This window comes from Streptomyces sp. NPDC006925 (assembly GCF_042869575.1).
GTDB lineage: Bacteria > Actinomycetota > Actinomycetes > Streptomycetales > Streptomycetaceae > Streptomyces.
The window spans coordinates 220,059-240,833 of the sequence record NZ_JBIAGB010000010.1 but is presented as its reverse complement, the minus strand read 5'-3'; the positions used below and the strand labels follow the sequence as shown (position 1 = coordinate 240,833).

At 74.2% G+C, this 20,775-nt stretch carries 17 protein-coding genes; 12 read left to right on the top strand and 5 right to left on the bottom strand.

All coding sequences use genetic code 11. The annotated features are described in order from the left end of the window. Positions 1 to 232: 232 nt before the first annotated feature. Both ACFYNS_RS16760 and ACFYNS_RS16755 read right to left on the bottom strand, forming a co-directional pair. On the bottom strand, positions 233 to 1,264 hold the full coding sequence (locus tag ACFYNS_RS16760) for a phosphotransferase (RefSeq protein WP_360300636.1): 1,032 nt from the start codon (positions 1,262 to 1,264) through the stop codon (positions 233 to 235). 187 nt (positions 1,265 to 1,451) lie between these two features. Continuing rightward, entirely contained in the window at positions 1,452 to 3,071 is a 1,620-nt protein-coding gene (locus ACFYNS_RS16755; RefSeq protein WP_360300634.1) for a protein kinase, read from the bottom strand. 392 nt (positions 3,072 to 3,463) lie between these two features. Here ACFYNS_RS16755 and ACFYNS_RS16750 point away from each other — a divergent pair, with 392 nt between their 5' ends. Further along, positions 3,464 to 5,191: a protein kinase gene (locus ACFYNS_RS16750; RefSeq protein ID WP_360300631.1), complete on the top strand. Its 1,728-nt coding sequence runs from the start codon at positions 3,464 to 3,466 to the stop codon at positions 5,189 to 5,191. A 105-nt stretch (positions 5,192 to 5,296) separates the two neighbouring features. Here ACFYNS_RS16750 and paaN read toward each other — a convergent pair whose 3' ends face one another. After that, positions 5,297 to 7,003, bottom strand: a complete 1,707-nt coding sequence (paaN, locus tag ACFYNS_RS16745) for a phenylacetic acid degradation protein PaaN (protein ID WP_388603480.1) — start codon at positions 7,001 to 7,003, stop codon at positions 5,297 to 5,299. A 229-nt stretch (positions 7,004 to 7,232) separates the two neighbouring features. Between paaN and ACFYNS_RS16740 the strand changes: the two genes are divergently transcribed. Then, the gene (locus tag ACFYNS_RS16740) at positions 7,233 to 7,868 is read left to right on the top strand and encodes a TetR/AcrR family transcriptional regulator (protein ID WP_360300627.1); all 636 of its coding nucleotides are present in this window, start codon (positions 7,233 to 7,235) and stop codon (positions 7,866 to 7,868) included. Between the two features lie 12 nt (positions 7,869 to 7,880). On the opposite strand, the gene ACFYNS_RS16735 is transcribed toward ACFYNS_RS16740, so the two are convergent. Next, complete coding sequence (locus ACFYNS_RS16735) at positions 7,881 to 8,378, bottom strand: Lrp/AsnC family transcriptional regulator (protein WP_360300639.1); 498 nt, start codon at positions 8,376 to 8,378, stop codon at positions 7,881 to 7,883. A 269-nt stretch (positions 8,379 to 8,647) separates the two neighbouring features. Between ACFYNS_RS16735 and pdhA the strand changes: the two genes are divergently transcribed. The 10 genes from pdhA (at position 8,648) to ACFYNS_RS16685 (ending at position 19,871) form a co-directional block, all read left to right on the top strand. Continuing rightward, entirely contained in the window at positions 8,648 to 9,832 is a 1,185-nt protein-coding gene (gene pdhA, locus ACFYNS_RS16730) for a pyruvate dehydrogenase (acetyl-transferring) E1 component subunit alpha (protein ID WP_360300624.1), read from the top strand. Next, positions 9,829 to 10,914, top strand: a complete 1,086-nt coding sequence (locus ACFYNS_RS16725) for an alpha-ketoacid dehydrogenase subunit beta (RefSeq protein ID WP_388603476.1) — start codon at positions 9,829 to 9,831, stop codon at positions 10,912 to 10,914. Before pdhA ends, ACFYNS_RS16725 begins: the two co-directional genes overlap by 4 nt. After that, positions 10,914 to 12,413, top strand: coding sequence for a dihydrolipoamide acetyltransferase family protein (locus tag ACFYNS_RS16720; RefSeq protein WP_360300619.1), 1,500 nt, complete (start codon positions 10,914 to 10,916; stop codon positions 12,411 to 12,413). Before ACFYNS_RS16725 ends, ACFYNS_RS16720 begins: the two co-directional genes overlap by 1 nt. 3 nt (positions 12,414 to 12,416) lie before the next feature. Beyond that, the gene (locus ACFYNS_RS16715; RefSeq protein WP_388603472.1) at positions 12,417 to 13,592 is read left to right on the top strand and encodes a DUF6457 domain-containing protein; all 1,176 of its coding nucleotides are present in this window, start codon (positions 12,417 to 12,419) and stop codon (positions 13,590 to 13,592) included. Next, the gene (locus ACFYNS_RS16710; RefSeq protein WP_388603470.1) at positions 13,589 to 15,313 is read left to right on the top strand and encodes a molybdopterin molybdotransferase MoeA; all 1,725 of its coding nucleotides are present in this window, start codon (positions 13,589 to 13,591) and stop codon (positions 15,311 to 15,313) included. The genes ACFYNS_RS16715 and ACFYNS_RS16710 overlap by 4 nt, the downstream gene beginning before the upstream one ends. Next, positions 15,307 to 16,389, top strand: coding sequence for a potassium channel family protein (locus ACFYNS_RS16705; RefSeq protein WP_388603468.1), 1,083 nt, complete (start codon positions 15,307 to 15,309; stop codon positions 16,387 to 16,389). Before ACFYNS_RS16710 ends, ACFYNS_RS16705 begins: the two co-directional genes overlap by 7 nt. Positions 16,390 to 16,473: 84 nt before the next feature. After that, on the top strand, positions 16,474 to 16,641 hold the full coding sequence (locus ACFYNS_RS16700; RefSeq protein ID WP_019356801.1) for a hypothetical protein: 168 nt from the start codon (positions 16,474 to 16,476) through the stop codon (positions 16,639 to 16,641). Between the two features lie 98 nt (positions 16,642 to 16,739). Then, the gene (locus ACFYNS_RS16695; protein ID WP_360302525.1) at positions 16,740 to 17,723 is read left to right on the top strand and encodes an NAD(P)H-quinone oxidoreductase; all 984 of its coding nucleotides are present in this window, start codon (positions 16,740 to 16,742) and stop codon (positions 17,721 to 17,723) included. Between the two features lie 594 nt (positions 17,724 to 18,317). Further along, complete coding sequence (locus tag ACFYNS_RS16690; RefSeq protein WP_388603465.1) at positions 18,318 to 19,172, top strand: hypothetical protein; 855 nt, start codon at positions 18,318 to 18,320, stop codon at positions 19,170 to 19,172. Positions 19,173 to 19,304: 132 nt separating this feature from the next. Further along, positions 19,305 to 19,871, top strand: a complete 567-nt coding sequence (locus tag ACFYNS_RS16685; RefSeq protein ID WP_074999017.1) for a bacterial proteasome activator family protein — start codon at positions 19,305 to 19,307, stop codon at positions 19,869 to 19,871. Positions 19,872 to 20,009: 138 nt separating this feature from the next. Here the strand turns inward: ACFYNS_RS16685 and ACFYNS_RS16680 are convergent, their stop codons facing one another. Continuing rightward, the gene (locus ACFYNS_RS16680; protein WP_388603462.1) at positions 20,010 to 20,741 is read right to left on the bottom strand and encodes a TrmH family RNA methyltransferase; all 732 of its coding nucleotides are present in this window, start codon (positions 20,739 to 20,741) and stop codon (positions 20,010 to 20,012) included. Positions 20,742 to 20,775: the final 34 nt, after the last annotated feature.

Genomic DNA, 20,775 nt, shown 5'->3' with positions numbered 1-20,775 from the left:
GAGTCCTCCGGCGGTCGCCGGATACGGGAGGGGGAGGGAGAGGTGTTGGTGCCTGGGGGTTTCTCAGGGGGCGGAGCCCCCTTGGCGGGGGGCCGTTGGGGGGCAGCGCCCCCCGACACGACCTCTCGGCGACAGCCGAAAAACAACGGGGGCGTGCCCCCACGAAGCCAGGCCACCCGCGGAGGGGAACCGACCCCGCGAAGACGCCCCCGCGAAGGGAGTCGGGGGCGGGTCAGTCGCAGAACGCGGACCGTACGGCCGTGTACTGACCGGTCCACCACACGACCAGCGCGGCCGCCGCAGGGAACTGCGGGTCGGTCCGCACATCGCACAGCTGGTAGCGCCAGCGCAGCATCCAGAAGTCGTTCAGCCGCTCCCACCACACCCGGTGCACGGCGGCGGCCAGCTCCGCGCGGGAGGCCCCCGCGGCCCCCCGGTAGGCGCGGGCGAAGGCGCGCACCTTCCGAAGATCGAGGGTGCCGCCGGGGCGCAGGAAGAAGATCGCCGCCCCGCGGACCGCCTCCTCGGCCCGCGGATGCACCCCGAGCCGGTCCCAGTCCAGGATCGCCACCGGGCGGGGACTGCGGCCCGGGGGCGCGTAGAGCAGGTTGAGCGGATGGAAGTCCCCGTGCACCCAGCCGGTGAACCGGTCCGGGACGGCGCCGGGCCGGGCGTCCGCGTGGCGGCGCAGCAGCTCGCGGCGCTCGGTGAGCCGGTGCTCGGCCAGCTCGTCGAAACTGTCCCGGTTGCGGCGGCTGCGGACGCGCTCCAGCAGCTCGCCGATCATGTCGTACGTGGCGGCCGGATCGGCGCTCTCGTGATCGGCGTTCGGTGGCTCGGGCAGTGCCCGGGTGAGCCGGACGTGGACCCGCCCCAGCAGGGCGCCCAGCTGCCGGGACTGCCCCGCGGTCAGCTCACTGCCGTGCCGGTGAGTGCCCTCGATCCACGGATGCAGCGCGAAGCAGCGGCCCTCGGCCACAGTGACGGTCCCGCCGCGGGACCCCGGCACCACCGGCACGACCGGCAGCCCCAGCTCGCCCAGCCGGTCCGTGGCGCGGTGCTGGCGCTCGATCCGCTCGAGCGAGCCCGGTCCGTCGAGATGATGTTTGAGGAAATAGCCACCGCGGGCGGTCGTCAGGCGGTAGCCCCTGTTGAGCAGTCCGTGCGAGACCGGTGTGCACGAGAGGGGCTCCCCGACACCGTCGTACTGCCGCAGCAGAGAGTGGAGCGTGCCCTCCGTGAGGGCGGGGGAAGACGGCTGCACGGCCGCATCGTAGAGGCACCAGGGGGCCGCGCGCCGCCTCGTCAACCCACGGTGGACGAGGCGTCAAACCAGAGTTGACCAACGGGCCCGCTCACCCGACCAGCGCGGGGCGCCGGCCTCCGCGCGCGGATCCGACGAGCACGACCACGGGGTGCCGGCACATCCCGGCACGCGCGGTTCCGCGGCCCTACTGCTCGGTTCCGCTGTCGGTACCGGTGTCGCCGTCGCCGGCGCTGCCGCCGTCGTTGGCCCCACCGCCGTCGGCGTCCCCGGTGGGCGGCGACTGGCTCTTGGTCGGCTTGCCGCCGCTGCCACCATTTCCGGAACCGCCGCCGTTGCTGCCGCTGCCCGTCTGGCTCGGGTCGCCCGTCTCGGAGGGCTGCGTCTCACTCGGCTGCGTGTTGCTCGGGTACGACTCGGAGGGCCGGTCGGTCGGGGTCCAGTCGCCGTTGCCCTCGTTGGTGCCCGGCTGGTCCTCCTCGGTCTCCGTCGGAGTGGACGAGGGCTTCTTGGAGGGCTTGTCGGACTCCGACTGGGACGTACTCGGGTTCGGCTTGTCCTGCTTGTTGTCCTTGCCGTCGTTCCCGTTGAGGGCGAAGAAGATCCCGCCCGCTATGGCGATCACCGCGAGGAAGGCGACCAGCGCGTACCGGACGCCCTTGCCGCCGCCACCGCCCCGGCCACCGCGCCGGGGCCCGCCGTCGAAGCCGCCGTCGTCGTCCCGGGCGCCCGCCAGCAGCGGAGCGCCCATCTGGGAGGTGTCGGAGTGCGAGGGGTGCGGCCGGGCGCCCGCTCCCGCGGCACCCATCACCTGAGTGGCTGCTCCCTGGTGCGCCGTCGGACCGGTGTTCCACAGACCGCCGGTGTGGCCGCCCTGCTCGTTCAGCATCTGGAGCGCGTACTGCGTCAGCCCGCGCATCTCCTCAGCGGACTGGAACCGGTCGTCCGGCTCCTTGGCCAGCGCCCGCATCACCAGGCCGTCCAGCTCCGGCGGGGTGCTGTCCGAGACCTGCGAGGGCAGCACCGGGTCGTCCTGGACGTGCTGGTAGACGACCGACAGCGGCGTCTCACCGGTGAACGGGGGCCGCCGGGTCAGCAGCTCGTACAGCAGGCAGCCGGTGGCGTAGAGGTCGGAACGGGTGTCGACGGTCTTGCCGAGCGCCTGCTCGGGGGAGAGGTACTGCGGGGTGCCCATCACCATGCCGGTCTGGGTCATGGTGTTGGAGGCGCCGTGCAGGGCGCGGGCGATACCGAAGTCCATCACCTTGACCGCGCCGCCCCGCGTGATGATCACGTTCGCGGGCTTGATGTCGCGGTGCACGATCCCGTGCTGGTGGCTGTAGGCCAGCGCCTCCAGCACCCCCGAGACGATGATCAGCGCCTGGTCCGGCGGCGGCGCGTCGGCGTTCAGCAGCAGATCGCGGATGGTGCTGCCCTCGACCAGCTCCATCACGATGTACGGGGTGATGTTGCCGCCGATCAACTCCTCGCCGGAGTCGTAGACGGCGACCACCGAGTGGTGGTTGAGGCCCGCGACCGACTGGGCCTCGCGCGTGAAGCGGGCCTTGGAGACGGGGTCCTCGGCGAGGTCGGAGCGCAGCAGCTTGACCGCGACCGTGCGGCCGAGCCGCACGTCCTCGGCGCCGAACACCTCGGCCATGCCGCCGCGGCCGAGGCGGTGCGTCAGGCGGTACCTGCCGTCACCCACCAGACCGTTGTTGCCCCACAACTCCGGCGAATCGGGCAGGGAGCCGCCGCCCGTCGCGTCGGGGTCCGAAGGGCCCCCAGCGGCTTGCGTCTGTGCCATGAGTCCTCGCCGTAGATTGGAATCCGCGGACTTTCACGCGGTGGACACTCCCCCCGAGGAGGCTACAGGCACGCGGGGGGTGCAATGGGTGGGACGGAGTACCGAAGCCAACGAGCGGTCATCCAACAAGCTCGGAAGCGCCCCCGCAAGTCGGTCTCGGAATCACCCCGGACCGCCCCGCACACACCCTGTCCGCGCCTGCTGAGAGGCACCCTCTAGGCTCATGGAACCGTTCGGGGCGGCGCTCGCGAAGGGCTTATGCGCATTCGGTCACGGAACGGGCAACCAACTTGACGTGACCGAACCCCCGGGCAAACTTGGGCCAGTATCAGGGTCAAGGATCACTCAACGTACCTGCACGGGGGCAGCGCCGCCGAGGGGGAAGCAGTCAGATGAGCGACGACGGCGCACAGGCGGCCGGCAACTACTTGGGCCGCATGGTCGGCGGGGGGCGCTTCCAGCTCCGTTCACTGCTCGGCGCCGGTGGGATGGCCTCCGTATATCTCGCCTACGACTCCGTGCTCGACCGGCAGGTGGCCGTCAAGACCCTGCACACCGAACTCGGCCGGGAGCAGTCCTTCCGCGAGCGCTTCCGCCGCGAGGCGCAGTCGGTCGCCAAACTGACCCACACCAACATCGTCTCGGTCTTCGACTCCGGCGAGGACGAGATCGACGGCGCGCTGGTGCCGTACATCGTCATGGAGTACGTCGAGGGCAAGCCGCTGCGCACGGTCCTGGACGAGGACGTCGCGCAGTACGGCGCGATGCCCGCCGAGAAGGCGCTGAAGATCACCGGCGATGTGCTGGCAGCCCTCGAGGTCAGCCACGAGATGGGCCTCGTGCACCGGGACATCAAGCCCGGCAACGTGATGCTCACCAAGCGTGGTGTGGTCAAGGTCATGGACTTCGGCATCGCCCGGGCCATGCAGTCCGGTGTGACCTCCATGACACAGACCGGCATGGTCGTCGGCACCCCCCAGTACCTCTCCCCCGAGCAGGCCCTCGGCCGCGGGGTGGACGCCCGCTCCGACCTGTACTCGGTCGGCATCATGCTCTTCGAGTTGCTCACCGGGCGGCTGCCGTTCGACGCGGACTCGCCGCTGGCCATCGCCTACGCGCACGTCCAGGAGGAGCCGCCCACGCCCTCCTCCATCAACCAGTCCATCCCCCCGGCCGTGGACGCGCTGGTCGCCCGGACCCTGAAGAAGAACCCCAACGAGCGCTTCCCCTCCGCCGAGGCCATGCACGACGAGGCCAACCGGATCGGCGGCTCCGGGGTCGCCTCCGGCGCCTCGCCGATCATCATCAGCGGCGGACCGCCCGCCAACAGCGGTGCGGGGGTCGGACAGGCCGTCTTCCCGCCGGTCGACGCGGCCTCCCAGCCCCAGCAGGGCGGCGTGCAGACGCCCTACCAGCCGCAGGGGCAGCCGCAGGGGCAGCCGGGGCCGTACAACAGCGGGGGCTTCGGGCCCTCCACCCCCCCGCCCCCCACCCAGACCTCCCCCGCGCCCGGCTACGGATACCCGCAGTCGTCCTACGGCAGCGGCGGCCCGGCCACCCCGCCGCCCTACACGATGAACGCAACCGGCTCCGGCCCGGGCAACGGCGGCTCGGGCAAGAAGCCGTCGGCCGGCGCCATGGCCGGGTACGGTCTGGCCGCCGTCGCCGTCATCGTCGCCCTGGTCTTCGTGATCATCGGGCTCACCGACAGCGGCGGGGACGACCCCGACCCCAAGCCCACCGCCAAGCCGAGGCCCACCCAGAGCGCCGACCCCGCAGGCAGCTCCGGGGACAGCGGCGACGACGGCGGCTCGGACTCGGGCGGCTACAAGGGTCCGGACACCAGCCGCACCATCGACTCCACCCGGTGCACCGACGCCACGAAGTCCTACAGCGACAAGAGCAAGGTCATGGTCCCCGAGCTGACCTACAAGGACCTCACCTCGGTCAAGGCGTGCCTGCGCGCCGCCGGGTGGAAGCTCGGCGAGGTGACCACCGAGGACGAGAACGTGTGGGGCAAGAACACCGTCCTGGAGCAGACCCCGGACTACCTCGACGACTTCGACCCGGACAAGGACAAGATCGACCTGACCGTCTCCACGGGCCAGCCCGCGGACTGAGGTCCGGACGAAGGGCCGGGGTCCGTACGGCGACCAGGGTCCGCGGTCCGCACGGACGCAGCGCCTTCACGTGCCCCCGGGTGTCCGCACCCGGGGGCATGCTCGTCAGTCCTCCGCCATCCGCCGCACCTCCACCACGCGGAACCGGCCCGAGACGAAATCCCCGTCGCACAGCGTGCAGTTGGCCGCCGGGTTGCCACCCGAGCCATGGAAGTCGCTGAAGGCGGCCGTCTGGTTGACGTAGACGCCACCCGTCAGATTGAGGGAGAGCTGCGCGGGCTCGTCGAAGCACACCTCCTCCAGTTGCCGCGCCACCTCGGAGGAGGTGGTGTATCCGGCGACCGTCATGGCGCCCTTCGCCTGGAGCGTGTGCCGCAGCAGTTCCAGCGCGTCCTCCGTGGAGCCGACGGCCACCGCGAAGGAGACCGGGCCGAAGCACTCGTCCTGATACGCGCCCTCGGACTCCGGCTCGGTGGCGTCCAGCTTGACGATCGCGGGGGTGCGCACCGTGGCGTCGGGGAACTCCGGATTCTGCACGGAACGGGAGGCCAGGGCCACCTCGCCCAGCGAAGGCGCCGCCTCCAGCCGCGCCCGCACCTGCTCGTTGACCAGGGCGCCCAGCAGCGCGTTGGCCCGCGCGTCGTCGCCGAGCAGCTTGTCCACCGCGGCGGCCAGGTCGGCCACCACCTCGTCATAGCTCCTGGGCCCGGACTCGGTGGTGATGCCGGCCGCCGGGATCAGCAGGTTCTGCGGCGTGGTGCACATCTGGCCGCTGTAGAGCGACAGCGAGAAGGCGAGGTTGGCGAGCATGCCCTGGTAGTCGTCGGTGGAGTCGATGACGACCGTGTTGACGCCGGCCTTCTCCGTGTGGACCCGCGCCTGGCGGGCATGGGACTCCAGCCACTCGCCGAAGGCCGAGCCCCCGGTGTAGTCGATCACCCGGATCTCGGGCCGGACTGCCAGGTCCTTGGCGATGCCGTCGCCCTCCGCCTCGGCCGCCAGCGCCACCAGATCGGCGTCGAAGCCCGCCTCCGCGAGGACCTCGCGGGCGATCCGCACCGTCAGCGCGAGCGGGAGCACGGCCCGCGGGTGCGGCTTGACCAGCACGGCGTTCCCGGTGACGAGCGAGGCGAAGAACCCGGGGAAGCCGTTCCAGGTGGGGAAGGTGTTGCAACCGATGAGCAGCGCGACACCGCGCCCGGCGGGGGTGAACTCCTTGGTGACCCGCAGCGGGTCGCGCTTGCCCTGCGGCTTCTCCCAGCTGACCCGCGCGGGGGTGCGCACCTGCTCCGCGTAGCCGTAGGCCACCGCCTCCATACCGCGGTCCTGCGCGTGCGGCCCGCCCGCCTGGAAGGCCATCATGAACGCCTGGCCGCTGGTGTGCATCACGGCCTGCGCGAACTCCGGGGTGCGGGCGCTGATCCGCGCCAGGATCTCCAGGCACACCGCGGCGCGCACCTCGGCCCCGGCCTTCCGCCAGGCGGGCAGCGCGCCGCGCATGACCGGCAGCAGGGCGTCGACGGCTCCCTCGTCCATACGCGGGTAGGAGATACCCAGCTCGGGCCCGTACGGCGACACCTCGGTCGCCACCCATTCGCCGGAGACCGGCTGGCCGGGCAGCTCGAAGCGGCTGCCGCACAGCGCGTCGAAGGCCGCCTTGCCCTGCTCGGCCGAACCCTCGCCGTACGCCTTCGGGTGCTCGGGGTGCGGGGTCCAGAACTCCCGGCCCGCGATGGCTTCCAGCGCGCGGTCCAGGGTGGGGCGGTGGGTGTCGACGAGCTGGGCAGTGGTCGTTCCGATACCGGTGGTCACGCAGGACCAACTCCTCGCTGAGCTGGGACGGAATGCGGGGTGGGCACGGCGTTGCCGGAGCCGCTCACCTGGTAGATACTGCTACCGAACGATCGGTCGGTGCAAGGGGGCCCGGGAAGCTGTGGAAAACTCCGCTCGGCACCATGCGCGGGGCCCGGCGCCGCGGGCCGCGCGTCCCGCCTCCCGGCGCCCGGCGGGACCGGGGGACGGCCCGGCTAGCATCGGCCGCATGCCCACGGTCAAGCGCGACACCTACACGCCCGACTCGCTGCTCTCCGTCGCCGTGCGGGTGTTCAACGAGCGGGGCTACGACGGCACCTCGATGGAGCACCTGTCCCAGGCGGCCGGGATCTCCAAGTCGTCGATCTACCACCACGTACGCGGCAAGGAAGAGCTGCTGCGCAGAGGGATAAGCCGGGCGCTCGACGAGCTGTTCGCGGTTCTGGAGGAGCCCCGGGCGCGCGAGGGGCGGGCGGTGGAGCGGCTGGAGCACGTCACCCGCCGCACGGTCGAGGTGCTGCTGGCCGAGCTGCCGTACGTGACGCTGCTGCTGCGGGTGCGCGGGAACACCGAGACGGAGATCTGGGCGATGTCCCGGCGCCGGGAGTTCGACCAGCGGGTGGCCGAGCTGGTCAAGCAGGCGGCGGCGGACGGGGATCTGCGATCCGACGTCGACGCCCGGCTCGCGACCCGGCTGCTGTTCGGCATGATCAACTCGATTGCCGAGTGGTACCGCCCCGAACGCGGGGCGCACCCGGGCGGAGCGGACGGCACGGCGCCCGAGGCGGGCGGCGCCGGCACCAGCAGCGCCGAGGTGGCCGAGGCCGTCGTCCGCACCGCCTTCGCGGGCCTGCGCACCGGCTGAGAGCCCGCGGGTCTACGGGCCCGGCTCCAGGTCGGTCTCCTCGAACACCAGCAGCGTGCGGGTGCTCAGCACCTCCGGCATGGACTGGATGCGGGTCAGCACCAGGTCCCGCAGGGCCCGGTTGTCCGGGGTGTGCACCAGCAGCAGCACGTCGAAGTCCCCGCTGACCAGCGCGATGTGGGCCGCGCCCGGCAGCTCCCGGAGCTTCTCGCGGACGCTGCGCCAGGAGTCCTGGACGATCTTGAGGGTGATGTAGGCCGAGGCTCCGTGGCCCGCGCGCTCCTGGTCGACGCGGGCGCTGAAGCCGCGGATCACGCCGTCGTCGATCAGCCGGTTGATGCGCGCGTACGCGTTGGCGCGCGAGACGTGCACCCGCTCGGCGACCGACCGCACGGACGCCCGGCCGTCCGCGCGCAGCAGCCGCAGGATGTCCCGGTCGACGGAGTCCAGCGGCCGGGCGGGAAGCCGGTGCCCGGCCGGTGGGTCCGTTTCCCCGGAGCCGTTGGCCATCTGTTCACCCCGCACGGTCCTTCGCCTCCCCCGCATGGACACTCTGCGGACATCGAACGGTTTTGCGGGCCAGTTGTCCACAGGCGAAGGCCACCCGTAGCCAAAATGTGCCGTCGACCGAACAATCGGTAGGGGTGGCCCACTCGGTCACCGGCCCGGCCTGCCGGTGGTACGGCCATCGGCAGGCCGGCGCGCCAGAAGGCCGGCGCGCACCGGGCGTATCCGCAGCCCGTACGCGCCGCAGCCCGCCCCACGAGGAGGTGCTCGTCATGACGGTCCTAGAGCAGCCAGGTACCTACGCCCCCGCCCCTCCCCCCTCGTGGCGCCCCCGCACCGAGGCCGCGCCGCTCCTCCCCGAGGCCGAGCCGTACCGCGTCCTGGGCACCCGGACGGCGGAACGCGAGGGCGGGGAGAGCACCGGTCCGGACGCGGACCTGCTGCGCCGGCTGTACGCCGCCGTCGTGCGGGGGCGGCGGTTCAACGAGCAGGCGACCGCGCTGACCCGGCAGGGCCGGCTGGCGGTCTATCCCTCCTCGCGGGGGCAGGAGGCGTGCCAGGTCGCCGCGGCGCTGGCGCTGCGTGCGGAGGACTGGCTCTTCCCCAGCTACCGCGACACCCTCGCCGCGGTGGCGCGCGGCCTGGACCCGGTGGAGGTGCTGTCGCTGCTGCGCGGTGACTGGCACCACGGCTACGACTCGCCCGGCACCCGGGTCGCTCCGCTGTGCACCCCACTGGCCACCCAGCTGCCGCACGCGGTCGGGCTGGCGCACGCCGCCCGGCTGAAGGGCGACGAGGTGGCGGCGCTCGCGCTGGTCGGCGACGGCGGCACCAGCGAGGGCGACTTCCACGAGGCGCTCAATTTCGCCGCCGTATGGCAGGCGCCGGCCGTCTTCCTGGTGCAGAACAACGGCTTCGCGATCTCCGTGCCGCTGGCCAAGCAGACCGCGGCGCCCTCACTGGCCCACAAGGCGGTCGGCTACGGGGTCCCGGGGCGGCTGGTGGACGGCAACGACGCGGTCGCGGTGCACGAGGTGCTGACCGAGGCGCTGGACCGGGCCCGGTCGGGCGGCGGCCCCACCCTCGTCGAGGCGGTCACCTACCGGCTGGAGGCGCACACCAACGCCGACGACGCGACCCGCTACCGCGCCGACGGCGAGGTCGAGGCGTGGCGGGCGCACGACCCGGTGACGCTCCTGGAACGCGAGCTGCGCGACCGCGGGCTGCTGGACGAGGGGACCGTGCGGGAGGCCGAGGAGGCGGCCGAGCGGCAGGCGGCGGAGCTGCGCGAACGGATGCACCAGGACCCGCAGCCGGACCCGATGGAGCTGTTCGCGCACGTCTACGCGGAACCGACACCGCAACTGCGCGAGCAGGCGGCGCAGTTGCGCGCCGAACTGGCCGCGGAGCAGGAGGCGGCAGCCGGGATCCCGGCTGCGGGGGAGGAGACCCGATGAGCACCGCGGTACGGCAGCCCACCGCCGCACGCACCGACCGCAGGCCCGCCACCATGGGGCAGGCTCTGCGCCGGGCCCTGCGCGACGCGCTGGCCGACGACCCGGCGGTGCACGTCCTCGGCGAGGACGTCGGCACGCTCGGCGGCGTCTTCCGGGTGACGGACGGGCTGACCGCGGAGTTCGGCGCCGACCGGTGCGCCGACACCCCGCTGGCGGAGGCGGGCATCCTCGGCACGGCGGTCGGGATGGCGATGTACGGGCTGCGGCCGGTGGTGGAGATGCAGTTCGACGCATTCGCCTACCCCGGGTTCGAGCAGCTCGCCTCGCACGTCTCCCGGATGCGCAACCGCACCCGCGGCAGGCTGCCCATGCCGCTGACGGTGCGCATCCCCTACGGGGGCGGTATCGGCGGGGTGGAGCACCACAGCGACTCCTCCGAGGCGTACTACCTGGCCACACCGGGGCTGCACGTCGTCACCCCGGCCACGGTCGCCGACTCCTACGGGCTGCTGCGGGCCGCCATCGCCTCCGACGACCCGGTGGTCTTTCTCGAACCGAAGCGGCTGTACTGGTCGAAGGCCGACTGGGACCCGGAAAAGCCGGACGCGGTGCCCGGCATCGGCAAGGCCGTCGTACGCCGCCGGGGCAGCACCGCGACGCTGATCACCTACGGCCCGTCCGTACCGGTCTGCCTGGAGGCCGCCGAGGCGGCACGCGAGGACGGCGCGGAGGGCTGGGACCTGGAGGTGGTCGACCTGCGCACGCTGTCCCCGTTCGACGAGGAGACCGTCGCCGCTTCGGTGCGGCGCACCGGACGGGCCGTCGTCGTGCACGAGTCCCCCGGCTTCGCCGGCCCGGGCGGTGAGATCGCGGCCCGGATCACCGAGCGCTGCTTCCACCACCTGGAGGCGCCGGTGCTGCGCGTCGCCGGGTTCGACATCCCCTATCCGCCGCCGATGCTGGAGCGGCACCACCTGCCGGATGTCGACCGGGTGCTGGACGCCGTCGCACGGCTCCAGTGGGAGAGCGGCTTCACCAGCGGCCGGGGCGGCGCCGAGAGCCGGGACGGGGGTGCGCTCTGATGGGTGAGGTGCGCGAGTTCGCGCTGCCGGACCTGGGCGAGGGGCTGACGGAGGCGACGATCGTCCGCTGGCTGGTCCCGGTGGGCGACACCGTGCGGGTGGACGAGCCGGTCGTCGAGGTCGAGACGGCCAAGGCACTCGTGGAGGTCCCCTGCCCCTTCGCGGGCGTCGTCACCTCGCACGCGGCCGACGAGGGAGCCGAGGTGGCGGTGGGGGCGCCGCTGGTCACCGTCGCGATGAGCCCGGACGGCGGTGCGTACGGCCCGGGTGGCGGGGCCGGCAGCGGCGGCGAGACGGAACAGACCGGCGCGGCGGAACACGTCGGCGGCTCGGGCAATGTGCTGGTCGGCTACGGGACGGCGCAGGCGCCGGCGCGGCGGCCCCGGGCAGCGCTGCGGCTGTCCGGACTGTCCGGCCCGGCCGGTACGGGAGCCCCCGGCGCGGGTCCCGGCCGAGTCGCGGCGGCGCCCGGAGCGGGGGCAGGGGAGGAGTCCCGGTCCGGAGCCGACCGGGACGCCCCCGTCCGCGATGCGGACCGTAGGGCGCCGGAACGCCCCGCCGGGGGCGGACCGGCCGCCGCCGGACCGGTCCCGGTGATCTCCCCTCTCGTCCGCCGTCTGGCCCGTGAACACGGCCTGGATCTGCGCGCGATGACGGGCAGCGGTCCGGACGGTCTCATCCTGCGCGCGGACGTGGAACGCGCGGTGCGCGCCGCACAGGAGGTGCCTCCGCGGGAGGCGCCCGCACCGGACGGCACCGGGCGGCCCGGCGGGGTCCGGGCCGCGGCGGCGCGGCAGGAGCGTCGCATTCCACTGCGCGGCATGCGCGGCACGGCGGCCGACCGGCTCGCGCGCAGCCGTGCGGAGATCCCGGACGCCAGTTGCTGGGTGGACGCCGACGCCACCGAACTGCTCGCCGCGCGCAAGGAGATGAACGCCGCCGCCGACAGCGACCCGGCCGCGGCGCCGATCTCGCTGCTCGCCCTGCTCGGCCGACTGTGCACCGCGGCGCTGGCGCGCTTCCCGGAGCTGAACTCGACGGTGGACACCCAGGCGCGCGAGATCGTCGTACTGCCCGAGGTGCATCTGGGCTTCGCCGCGCAGACGGAGCGGGGCCTCGTCGTCCCAGTGGTGCGCGACGCGCACACGCTGAGCGCCGAGCAGCTCACCGCGGAGCTGGCCCGGCTGACCGAGGCGGCCCGCGCCGGGACCCTCACCCCCGGCGAGCTGACCGGCGGCACGTTCACGCTGAACAACTACGGCGTGTTCGGCGTGGACGGCTCCACCCCGATCATCAACCATCCGGAGGCGGCGATGCTCGGCGTCGGCCGTATCGCCCGCAAACCGTGGGTGGTCGACGACGCGCCGGCCGTCCGCAGCGTCGTGCAGTTGTCCCTCACCTTCGACCACCGGGTGTGCGACGGCGGCACCGCGGGCGGATTCCTGCGCCATGTCGCGGACTGCGTGGAGCGTCCGGCGAGGCTACTCCGTACGCTCTGAGGCGTGACGCAGGCCCCAGGACCCTCCGCAGCCGGACCGCCCGACCACCCGCATCCCGCGGCGGGCGGTGCCGGCCGCGAGCGCCCGGCACCGGACACCGCCGGCCGCCCGTACACGGCCCTCGTCCTCGCGGGCGGCGGCGCGCGACGGCTGGGCGGGGCCGACAAACCCGCGGTCACGATCGGCGGCCGCTCGCTGCTGGACCGGGTCCTCGCGGCGTGCGGCGACGCGGCGGCCACCGTGGTGGTCGGCCCGCGCCGTCCGACGTGCCGCCCGGTGCTGTGGGCCCGCGAGGAGCCGCCCGGCGGCGGTCCGCTCGCGGCCCTGCAGGCGGGTCTGGACGCGCTGGCGGGTCCGGAAGCGCCGGGCCCCCGCACGCTGCGGGCGGGCACGCGCACGGGCACCGGCACCGGCACCGGCACCGGCACCGGCACCGGCACCAGCTCGGGGCGGACCGGCCCGGAGCGCGCGGCGGCCGGACGGCCCGGGGGCGGTACGGCCGGGGAGGAGGGTCTGGTGCTCGTCGTCTCCGCCGACCTGCCGTTCCTCTCGCCGCGGGCGGTGCGCACCCTGGTGTCCGTTCCGGACGGGGCCGAGGCCGCCGTCGGACACGACGGCCGCGACCAACCGCTGCTGGCCGCCTACCGGCTGGACCCGCTGCGCCGTGAACTGGCGCTGTTGCGAACCGAGTACGGTTCCCTGACGGGGCTGCCGTTGCGGATGGTGCTCCAAGGGCTGATGCTGCACCGGGTGACCGCGCCCTCCGTCACCGCCGCCGCCCTCGACTGCGACACCTGGGACGACATCGCCACAGCGAGGGCCCGCATCAGGGAGCATGAAACCGTGCTGGATGAATGGATCTCCGCGGTCAAGACCGAACTCGGCATCGAGCTCGACGTCGACACCTCAGCCCTGCTCGCTCTCGCCCGGGACGCGGCGCACGGCGTCGCGCGCCCCGCGGCGCCGCTGACCACGTTCCTGGTGGGCTACGCGGCGGCGCAGGCGGGCAGTTCGCCGCAGGACGTCGCGCGGGCGACGGAGGCGGCCGCCCGGCTCACCCGGCGCTGGGCCGACGAGTCGGACGGAGAGGCCCCCGGGACGGACGGCCCCGGGAACACCCCCGGACCGCCCGCCGCGGACGGCCCCGGCAGCCCCGCCGAGCAGACAGACGACCGATGAGCGACGCCGACGAACTCGACGAGGCCATCGCCCTGGCCAACAGCGGCCGGATCCGCCAGGACCCGCCCCCCGCACCGCGCCTCAAACGCATCCGGCGGATCCAGTGGGGCGCCGACGGCACCGAGGGACCCGACGGCGGCGGCACCCCCGGCTCCGCCGAGAACCCCGGCGGGGCCCGGCCCGCCGGGGGCGAAGCGGGCCGCGGAGCCGTTCCCGGCGGCGCGCACCCGCTCGAGGGGTCCGCGGCAGGCGGCGGGCGGCCCGGACACGGCGGCCACGGGCCGGCAGGGCACCCCGGGAACACCTCGGCGGACGGAGACCGGCAGCCGACAAGCACCGGCACCGGCACAAGCGCGGGCACCGGCACCGGCACCGGCACAAGCACCGGAGCAAGCGAGGGCACCGGCCCCGCGGAAGGTACCGGCCAGGACCCGCACGGGCGGGGGCAGCCGCGGCAGCACCCGCAGGGCCGGAACGGCGAGGGCGCCCGACCGCCGGCGGTCACCTGGTCCGAGGCCGTGGCGCTGGCGTCCTCGGCCGTCACCGCGCTCCCCCGGGAGACCGTCCCCCTGGCACACGCGCTGGGCCGGACGCTCGCCGCGCCACTGCGGGCCCTCACCGACCTGCCGCCGTTCGACACCTCGGCGATGGACGGCTGGGCGGTGTCCGGCCCCGGCCCGTGGGAGCCCGCCCGCGCGGCGGACGGCACCGAGCGCCCCGGCCTGCTGGCGGGCGCTCGCGAGGAGCCCGCGCAGCTCGCGGACGGGGAGGCGGTCCGGATCGCGACCGGCGCCCGCGTCCCGTCCGGCACCAGCGCCGTGCTGCGCCGGGAGGCGGTCCAGCACACAGGCGCGCGGGTACGTACGGACACCCCCCCGCAGCCCGGTACCGACATCCGCCCGCGCGGCCAGGAGTGCCGCAAGGGCGACGAGTTGCTGCCGGCGGGCGCGGCCGTCACCCCTGCCGTGCTGGGGCTGGTCGCGGCGGCCGGGTACGACGACCTGGCGACCGTGCCCCGGCCGCGGGCCGAAGTGCTCGTCCTGGGCGACGAACTGCTGCACCGCGGTCTGCCCCGGGACGGCCGGATCCGGGACGCGCTCGGGCCGATGGTCGAACCGTGGCTGACCGCCCTGGGGGCCGAGGTGACCGTCACCCGGCTGCTGGGCGACGACGCGGAGGCCCTGCACGAGGCGCTGGCCGGTTCGACGGCCGATGTGCTCGTCACCACCGGCAGCACGGCCGCCGGACCGCTGGACCACCTCCGGCCGACACTGCGCCGCCTCGATGCACGGCTCCTGGTGCACGGAGTGCGCGTCCGCCCCGGGCATCCCATGCTGCTGGCCGCGCTCGGACCGGCGGACCGGCAGAGCACGGGCGGACAGCCGCGCCACCGGTTCCTGGTGGGGCTGCCCGGCAATCCGCTGGCCGCGCTCTCCGGCCTCGTCACGCTGGCAGCGCCACTGCTGAGCGCACTGGCCGGGCGCGCGGCGCCCGAACCCCGGGAGGCCACGTTGGGCGCCGAGGTGTCCGGACATCCGCACGACACCCGGCTGGTACCCGTGCGGTGCGAGGGCTCGGGCCTCCGGGCGCGCATCCGGCCGCTGCGCTACGCAGGTCCGGCGATGCTCCGCGGTGTGGCCTCCTGCGACGCGCTGGCGGTGGTGCCGCCCGGCGGCGGCGCCCCCGGCACGGACGTGCCCGTACTGGATCTGCCGTGGTGAGGCGGCCCCCGGAGGAGACCGGCGAGACCACCGAGCGGCTGGGCTCGGTACTGCTGCCGCGTCCGGACATCAGCCCGCAGCGGCAGGTCGCCCGCCGGCTGCTCGCCGCGCTCGCCGTGCTGTGGGTGACGGTGCTGCTGGTCTATCTGGACCGGGGCGGCTACGTGGACAACTCCGACAGCGACGTGACGTTCCTGGACTGCCTCTACTACACCACCGTCACGCTCTCCACGACCGGCTACGGCGACATCACACCCGCGTCCGACAGCGCGCGGCTCGTCAACATTCTCGTCATCACGCCGCTCCGCGTGCTGTTCCTGATCATCCTCATCGGCACCACCCTCGAGGCACTGACGGACCGCACCCGGCAGCAGTGGCGCCTGAACCGCTGGAGGTCCGCGTTGCGCGACCACACCGTCGTCGTCGGATTCGGCACCAAGGGCCGCTCCGCCGTCCAGACCCTGCTGTCGACGGGGCTGGGCCGCAACCAGGTCGTCGTCATCGATCCGCACGGGCACGCCGTCAAGACCGCCAACGCGGAGGGGTTCGCCGGGGTCGAGGGCGACGCCACCCGCAGCGAGGTGCTGATCCGGGCCGAGGTGCAGCGGGCCAAGCAGATCGTGATCGCCCCGCAGCGGGACGACACCTCGGTGCTGGTGACGCTGACGGCGCGGCAGCTCAACCCGCGGATAAACATCGTCGCCGCGGTGCGGGAGGAGGAGAACGCTCCGCTGCTGCGGCAGTCGGGCGCGGACCAGGTGATCACCAGCGCCAGCGCGGCGGGCCGGCTGCTCGGGCTGGCGATGCTCAGCCCGAACGCCAGCTCGGTGATGGAGAACCTCATCCAGCAGGGCACCGGCCTCGATCTGAAGGAGCGCCCGGTCACCAAGGCGGAGGAGGGCCGCTCCCCGCGCGACTGCCCGGACCTGGTCGTCTCCATCGTGCGCGGACACCGGATACTGGCTTTCGACGACCCGGAGGCCGCGGAGCTGGAGCTCACCGACCGGTTGGTCGTCATCCACCGCGCCTCCCGGAAGGGCCCCCAGGCGGACATACCGCGCGGCGACCTGCGGTAGCGGCACACCCCCGCTCCTCATCCCTTCAGGTGACCGTGCGGCGCCCGGCGGACCGCTGCCGGGCGCAGGCGTGACGATGACCCGATGGACCCGCCACCGACCTGCCCCAACTGCCCGGAGCGCCTGCTGTGGAAGGACACCCGTGAGACGGGTCCGGGCAAGGAGGACTCCTGGTTCTGGTTCTGCACCGGCTGCCATCAGGCGTACGTGCCAACCCCGGATCAGAAGCTCCGCTTCACCTACGCGGCCTGAGCGCCGGGGCGGCACGCGGGATGTCGGGACGTCCGGAAGCGTGGGCGCCGCGGACCGGGGCCGTCCCGGTGCCGGGAGGTGCGGGTAGCGTCGGCCGTATGCATGCGATCACGATTCCCGAACCCGGCGGCCCCGAGGCCCTGGTCTGGGCGGAGGTCCCGGACCCGGAGCCCGGGGAGGGCGAAGTCCTCGTCGATGTCGCGGCGAGCGCCGTCAACCGCGCGGACGTCCTGCAGCGCCAGGGCTTCTACGATCCGCCGCCCGGCACCAGCCCCTACCCCGGTCTGGAGTGCGCGGGACGCATCGCGGCCCTCGGCCCCGGAGTGTCCGGCTGGTCGGTCGGCGACCAGGTGTGCGCGCTGCTCGGCGGCGGCGGCTACGCCGAGCGGGTCGTGGTGCCGTCCGGACAGCTCCTGCCCGTACCCGGAGGAGTCGACGTCACGGCGGCGGCCGGTCTGCCGGAGGTCACCTGCACGGTCTGGTCGAACGTCTTCATGGTGGCGCACCTGCGCCCGGGCGAGACCCTGTTGGTGCACGGCGGCTCCAGCGGCATCGGCACGATGGCCATCCAGCTCGCCAAGTCGGTGGGTGCCCGGGTCGCGGTGACGGCGGGCACGGCGGAGAAGCTGCGGCGGTGCGCCGAGCTGGGGGCCGACATCCTGATCAACTACCGCGAGCAGGACTTCGTCGAGGAGTTGCGCGCGGCCACCGACGGCGCGGGCGCCGACGTGATCCTGGACAACATGGGCGCCAAATACCTCGAGCGCAACGTCAAGGCCCTCGCGGTGAACGGCCGGCTGGCCGTCATCGGCATGCAGGGCGGCATCAAGGGGGAGCTGAACCTGGGCGCGCTGCTGGCCAAGCGCGGCGCCGTGACGGCCACGTCGCTGCGGGCCCGCCCGGCGGCCGAGAAGGCGGCCATCGTGGCCGCCGTACGCGAGCACGTGTGGCCCCTGCTCTCGGACGGCCGGGTGCGCCCCGTCGTGGACAGCACGGTGCCGATGCGCGAAGCCGCCCGCGCCCACCAGCTCCTGGACGAGAGCGGCCACGTCGGCAAGATCCTGCTGGTCACCGCAGACTGAGGTGCGCGCCCGCCGATGGCGCCCCGCCCCGCGCCCCGGTGCGTGGGGCGGGGCGCGCGGAAGCAGGGCGTGGGCCGTACGGCGCGGACACCCTCCCCGCCCCGTACGGCGCGAACCCGGTACCGCAACGGTCCGGGGCCGGGCCGGTACCGCAACGGTCCGGGGCCGGGCCGGTACCGCGCGAGTCCGGTCACGGTGCGAGCCGTCACCCGTTCCCTCTGCCCGAAATGCCGATCTTATCCCTTCATGTGACGCTGGGATGGTCTGCGGACCATCCAGTGCGGAGGGGTCACGTTCGTGCGGCACACTCAGCGACGGAGCAGCGCGGTCACCTTGCTGACCTGCGCATTCCTGGCGCTCCCCGCGCCAGTCGCCGCCGCGGGGGAGCCCGCGGTCCCCGGTGGGGACCGCACCGCGCCCGGGGCCGCCTCGGCCCCCGTCGCTCCCCCGTCCGCGGGCACGCCCAGCGGCCCCGCTCCCGTTACCGCCGCCTCCGGTGGCACTCCGGGTGCGGCCGCCTCCGGTGCGGCACCCAGCCTGCTGCCTCCCGCCGCGCCACCGCGCACCTGGGCGCCCCGCCCGCAGGCTCCCCGAATGCCGCGGCTGCCGGACCTTCCGAAGCTGCCCCGGTTCCCGCAGTCGCCCGAACCTCCGCGCCTTCCCGGTGCGGAAACCCCGTCCCCGCTGCCCGGCGCCCCCGGCCCGCCCCCGGGGCTGTCCGACGCGGCCTCCTCGTTCCCCGCCCACCCGTACGCCCGGACGCCCGCCGACAGGACGGGGCACCCGGTGCGGTGGGACAGCGGCGCGGCCGAAAGGCGCGTCGAAGAAGACAGAAGCGACGAGACGCGGCGCGCCGAAGAGGACGGGCAGGTACCGCAGGACGAGCGCAGGGCCCGACAGCACGGGGGAGAGCAGCGGCAACCGCACCCGCGGGAGGAGCAGCCCGGCGGAGCGCGCGCGGAGGAACAGGAGAAGCGCGCGGCGAAGCGGGAGGAGGATCAGGAGAAGCGCGCGGCGAAGCGGGAGGAGCACCGGCGGGACGCGGCCAGGCAGCGCACGGCACACCGGGAGCGGGACTCCAGGGAACGCCACCAGGAAAAGCCACCCGGGCACGGAGAGGGCGACCCGCGGCAGCAGCGGCAGCAGCGGCAGCAGCGGCAGCAGCGGCAGCAGGAGAACCGGATCAACCCGCCGAACCACCGGGCCGCGCTGCGGCCCCCCGCCTCCTTCGGGAACGTCACCGCTCCCCCTCCGTCCGGCCAGGCCATCGGCAAGCACGACCTGTACGCGCCGGACGACCCCGCCCCCCAGAGCGACGAGGGGCGGCGCGACCGGCTCGCCGCGCAGCCGTCCGGACAGGTGCTGCCCGTCCTGCCGCTCGGCACCGGTCTGACGCTGATGGGCCTGGGACTCGCGTTCCTGGCCCTGCGCGTTCGGCGCGGCGGCTGACCTGGGCACGCGTACCGGAGACGGCACCACCGGAAGGTGCCGCCGGCGGCGGGACCCGGGCGGTGCGGTCGGATCCGGGACGTTCCCGCCCTCGCTCGGCGTCGGTGTCCCCGCGGATGCAGAATGGGGGGCATGACGCAGCCGAGCAACGAGAAGTCGCAGGAGAGCCCCCAGGTGCTGGTCGTGGGCCCGGACGGGATGGCTCTCGGCAGTCCCAGCCCCAAGGGCGGCGACGGCGAGGGCGATGAGCAGGCTGAGGTCCCCCTGACGGAGATGGTGGAACAACCCGCGAAGGTCATGCGGATCGGCAGCATGATCAAGCAGCTTCTGGAAGAGGTGAAGGCGGCGCCGCTGGACGAGGCCAGCAGGGCGCGGCTCAAGGAGATCCACACCAGCTCGATCAAGGAGCTGGAGGACGGGCTCGCGCCCGAGCTGATCGAGGAGCTGGAGCGGCTCTCCCTCCCGTTCACGGAGGAGTCCACCCCCACCGACGCCGAGCTGCGCATCGCGCAGGCTCAGTTGGTGGGCTGGCTGGAGGGACTCTTCCACGGCATCCAGACCGCGCTGTTCGCCCAGCAGATGGCGGCGCGTGCGCAGTTGGAGCAGATGCGCCGGGCGCTGCCGCCCGGTGTGCTGCCCGAGGAGGCCGCGGGACAGCCCAGCGAGGCGCAGCACCGCACGGGCGGCCCCTACCTGTAGCCGGGTTGGAGCGCGCCGACCGGGCCCGCAGGGCTCACGGAGTCGAGGCCGACAGGGCCGGTTCCGCCTCGCGCGGGCCGGTCCCGTCGGCGTGGTCCGCCGGTCAGCGCCGTACGGCCGTCGGTCAGTTCGGTGCCGTCAGCGCGGTGCGGCCATCCAGTGGTAGAGCGCCATCGCCACACTGGTGGCCAGGTTGTAGCTGGAGACCTGCGGGCGCATCGGAAGCGCCACCAGGCGGTCGGCGCGGGCGCGCATCCCGGCCGAGAGACCGTGCCGCTCCGAGCCGAAGGCCAGCATCGCCCCGTCGGGCACGGCCACGGAGCGCAGATCGGCGCCCTCCGGGTCGAAGGCGAACAGCGGACCGTCCGGGAGTTCGGTCACCTGGCGCCGCGCGACCTGGGTGGCGAAGTGCAGTCCGGCCCCCGCCCGTACCGCGGCGGGATGCCAGGGGTCGAGGTCGCCGGTGGTGAGCACCCCGCCGGCCCCCGCGCCCGCCGCCAGCCGTACGACCGCGCCCACGTTGCCGAGGTTGCGCGGGTTGTCGAGGACGACGAACGGCGCCGCCCCGTCCCCCGGCGCGACGGCCGCCGGGTCCCGGAGCGCGAGCGCCGCCACACCGGTGGGGTGCGCGCGGGGCACCAGAGCGGTCAGCGTCGCACCGGGCACCTCCCACAGCAGTGCGTCGAGCGTGCCGGTCAGATCGGGGGCGAGCTCCTCGGCGAGGGCGAGCGCGGAGCGGCGGTCGGTGGCGAGCGCGACCGGCACCCGCGCACCGAACCGCAGCGCGTGTTTGAGCGCGTGGAACCCGTCCAGCAGCACGCCGTCGGCCGCGTGGCGCGCCCACCGGCTCTCAGCCGTCTCTGCCGTCATCCGGTCCACCCTACGCGGCGCCCCGGACCACGCG